The organism is Psychrobacter sp. 16-MNA-CIBAN-0192 (assembly GCF_040309565.1).
In the GTDB taxonomy this organism is placed as follows: domain Bacteria; phylum Pseudomonadota; class Gammaproteobacteria; order Pseudomonadales; family Moraxellaceae; genus Psychrobacter.
In genome coordinates this window covers 1-512 of record NZ_JBEOOX010000041.1, presented here as the reverse complement: position 1 = coordinate 512, position 512 = coordinate 1, and the positions used below count along the sequence as shown (strand labels likewise).

Below are 512 nucleotides of genomic sequence, written 5' to 3'. Positions count from 1 at the left end.
ATCTTCACAGCCACACGACCGCATCAGACGGTCAATTAACACCGACAGAATTATTAACTCGCGCTATTGAAAAAGGCGTTGAGATGTTTGCTATTACTGACCATGACACTGTCGGAGGGTTAGCGGAAGCGCATCTTGCTAATCAAAACCATGCCACGCCATTAGTATTAATTAATGGTTGTGAGATTTCGACTCGTTGGAACAGTTTTGATATTCATATCGTCGGATTAAACTTGGATATCGCTCATACGGGATTATTGGATTTTTTAACTCATCAACGTGAGTTGCGTGAAGTCCGAGCCCAAGAAATTGGTGAACGTTTAGCTAAAGCGGGGATAGAAGGTGCCTATGATGGTGCTAAAGCTATTGCCGGCGATGCAGCGCTGAGTCGTGGCCATTATGCTAGATGGTTAGCCGATAATGGTCATGCGACAGATATGCCTAGTGTATTTAAACGCTTTTTAGCTCGTGGCAAAACAGGTTATGTACCCAATAATTGGGGCGATATGGCC

Annotated in this window: 1 protein-coding gene; it reads left to right on the top strand. The window is 44.3% G+C overall.

Features of this window, described 5'->3' with window-relative positions; all coding sequences use genetic code 11:
* Positions 1–512, top strand: a 512-nt coding sequence (locus tag AAEY78_RS12270; protein WP_352339623.1) for a PHP domain-containing protein, incomplete at both ends; no start/stop codon positions are given.